Raw genomic sequence first — 3069 nt, forward strand, 5'->3', positions numbered from 1 at the left:
CCTCCTCGAGGACGTCCTGGGGGGCGGGGTGGCGGAGGGGTTGGCGCGGACCGCGGAGCTGCTCCGGACCGACGACGACGAGCTGGACCGTCTCGCCGCCGCCGTGCCCGTCTCCGGAGACGGCGGACTGGACGTCTCCGTCCTCGAACCGTTGCCGACCGCCGTACTGACCCGGGTCCTGCGGCGATGGCTGCTGGCCCACGGCTGCGCCTCGCCCACGTACGCGCACCTGTCGTCGGTGGCCGCCCTCGTCACCGACTGGCACGGGCAGGGGGGAGTGGCGGTCGGGGGCACGGGCCCGGACGGGTCGGGTGTGTCGGCGGGCCGGGGCAGGTTGGTCGCTCGGCGACGGCATGGAAAGGTGGTCCTCGAGATCGACCGGGCGAGTGGAGCGGGGACGTAGATGAGCACGGACAAGTACGCCGACGAGATCGAGTCGGTGCTCATCGACACCGATGTGATCCGCGACCGGATCGCCGAGATGGGCGCGACGATCGGGGAGCGCTACCGGGACTCCGAACAGGAGGTCGTGCTGGTCGCCGTGCTCAAGGGCGCGGCGATCTTCGTCTCCGACTTCGCCCGGGCGCTGACCATCCCCTCCGAGCTGGAGTTCATGGCGGTCAGTTCCTACGGCTCCTCCACCAGCTCCTCGGGAGTGGTGCGGATCCTCAAGGACCTCGACCGCGACATCGCGGACCGCGACGTGATCATCGTGGAGGACATCATCGACTCGGGCCTGACCCTGTCGTGGCTGATGCGCAACCTCCGCACCCGCAATCCGCGCTCGCTGGAGATCGTCACCCTGCTGCGCAAGCCCGACGCGGTCAAGGCCGACCTGGACATCCTGGAGATCGGGTTCGACATCCCCAACGAGTTCGTGGTGGGGTACGGCCTGGACTTCGCCGAGCGGTACCGCGACCTGCCGTACATCGGCCGGCTGCACCCGCGCATGTACTCCTGACCGACGCTGTTGGACACATGTCTGGCAATTTCGTGATCCAGGTCACGCGAGGCGGTTAGCCTGGCGACATGTTCCCGGGAACCTTCGCCGCCACCACGCCCGACAAGCCCGCCGTGATCCGCCCCGCGACGGGCGAGCAGATCACCTACGCCGAGCTCGAGGCCAGGTCGGCCCAGCTCGCGCACGTCCTGACCGACGACTGGGGGCTTCGGCCCGGCGACACCATCGCCGTGGTCTCGGACAACACCCTCGAGATGGTCGAGATCTACTGGGGGGCACTGCGGGTCGGGCTCTACATCGCCGCCATCAACCATCACCTGACGGCCGACGAGTCCTCCTACATCATCGGGGACTGCGGTGCCCGCGCCCTCTTCGTCTCCGCTCCCGTGGCCGACCACGTCGACCTGTCCCCGGACGCGCACCCCGACGTCGAGCACCGGGTGGTGTTCGGCGGGACGCTCGACGGGTTCGCGGACTACCGAGAACTGCTGGCCGACAAGCCCACTGATCCGCCCGCCGACCAGCCCCGCGGCCACGACTTCCTCTACTCCTCCGGCACCACCGGACGGCCCAAGGGCGTGCGCGTGGACCCGCCGGAGGGGCAGATCGACGAGGTCCCCGACGTCTACACCCCGGTGTTCAGCTTCCTCTACGCGTTCGACGCCGACAGCGTGTATCTGTGCCCCGCGCCGCTGTACCACGCGGCCCCGCTGCGGTTCTGCGGCGTGGTCAACTCCGTCGGCGGGACCGTGATCCTCATGGACCGCTTCGACGCCGAGGAGTCACTGCGCCTCATCGAGGAGTACCGCGTGACCCACTCGCAGTGGGTGCCGACGATGTTCGTGCGCATGCTCAAGCTGCCGGAAGAGACGCGGATGCGTTACGACGTGTCCAGCATGACCCACGCGATCCACGCCGCCGCCCCGTGCCCGCCCGAGGTCAAGCGCCGGATGATCGAGTGGTGGGGCTCGGTGATCCACGAGTACTACTCGGCCACCGAGGGCATGGGGATCACGTTCATCAACTCGCAGGAGGCGCTCGAACGCCCCGGATCGGTGGGCCGCGACGGGCTCAAGGGCATCGCGCACATCTGCGACGAGGAGGGCCGCGAGCTGCCCATCGGCGAGATCGGCACCATCTATTGGCAGCAGGACGAGGGCACCTTCGCCTACCACGGCGATCCGGACAAGACCGCGTCCGTCTTCCACCCCGAGCACCCCAACTGGTCCACCTTCGGCGACGTGGGTTACCTGGACTCCGACCGCTTCCTCTACCTCACCGACCGCAAGGCGTTCACCATCATCTCCGGCGGCGTGAACATCTACCCGCAGGAGATCGAGAACGCACTCGCGCTGCACCCGGCGGTCGAGGACGTCGCGGTGATCGGGATCCCGGACGAGGAGATGGGGGAGAAGGTCCACGCCGTGGTGGTGCCCGCTCCCGACCGCGCCGACGACCCCGACCTGGGCGAGGAGATCCTCGGATCGCTCCGCGGCCACATCTCGGACTTCAAGATCCCGCGGGCGGTGGACTTCGTCGACGAGCTACCCCGCACGCCCACCGGGAAACTGGTCAAGCGCCGGATCCTCGACCGCTACACGAGCGGAACCGTCGCCTGAGGCGCCGATGGACCTGACCGGCGAGTTCGAACGCGAGCGACCGAGACTCACCCGGATCGCCGCGCGAGTCCTCGGTGATCCGGCCGAGGCCGAGGACGCGGTCCAACAGGCGTGGCTGCGGCTGGCGAGGACCGACGCCGCCGCCGTCGACAACCTGCAGGGATGGCTCACCACCGTGGTCACCAGAGTGTGTCTGGACCGTCTCAAGGCCGCGGTGCCGGTGCCCGTGCCCGGGGACGCGCCCGATCGTCCGGGTGCCGATCCCGACCCCGCCGAGGAGGTGGCCCTCGCCGAGTCGGTGGGGTCGGCGCTGCACCTGGTGCTCGACCGGCTGTCCCCCGCCGAGCGGGTGGCGCTGGTCCTCCACGACTCGTTCGCCGTCGACTTCGCCACCATCGCCGGGATCCTGGACTGCACCCCGGCCGCCGCCCGCAAGCACGCCTCCAGGGCCCGGTCCAAGGTGGCGGCGCCGCCGGGCGGTCAGGGAAC

General features: G+C 69.7%; 4 protein-coding genes. All 4 read left to right on the forward strand.

Annotated elements, in window-relative coordinates; genetic code table 11:
* Window positions 1–403: TilS substrate-binding domain-containing protein (locus tag G6028_RS15555; protein ID WP_182659414.1), on the forward strand; the 403-nt coding region annotated here is incomplete at its 5' end.
* Window positions 404–961 carry a hypoxanthine phosphoribosyltransferase gene (gene hpt / locus G6028_RS15560; RefSeq protein WP_182610652.1) on the forward strand — a complete coding sequence of 186 codons (558 nt, stop codon included), beginning with the start codon at window positions 404–406 and terminating at the stop codon, window positions 959–961. It abuts the gene before it with no gap.
* Window positions 962–1029: 68 nt separating this feature from the next.
* Complete coding sequence (locus G6028_RS15565; RefSeq protein ID WP_182659415.1) at window positions 1030–2580, forward strand: acyl-CoA synthetase; 1551 nt, start codon at window positions 1030–1032, stop codon at window positions 2578–2580.
* Between the two features lie 7 nt (window positions 2581–2587).
* On the forward strand, window positions 2588–3069 hold a 482-nt coding region (locus G6028_RS15570; RefSeq protein ID WP_182659416.1), incomplete at its 3' end, for a sigma-70 family RNA polymerase sigma factor.

It is taken from the genome of Dietzia cercidiphylli, assembly GCF_014145145.1.
GTDB lineage: Bacteria > Actinomycetota > Actinomycetes > Mycobacteriales > Mycobacteriaceae > Dietzia > Dietzia natronolimnaea.

Excerpts from the sequence above, each read along its gene's own strand:
- hpt (WP_182610652.1), top strand. The coding sequence starts at position 404 with ATGAGCACGGACAAGTACGCCGACGAGATCGAGTCGGTGCTCATCGAC.
- G6028_RS15565 (WP_182659415.1), top strand. The coding sequence starts at position 1,030 with ATGTTCCCGGGAACCTTCGCCGCCACCACGCCCGACAAGCCCGCCGTG.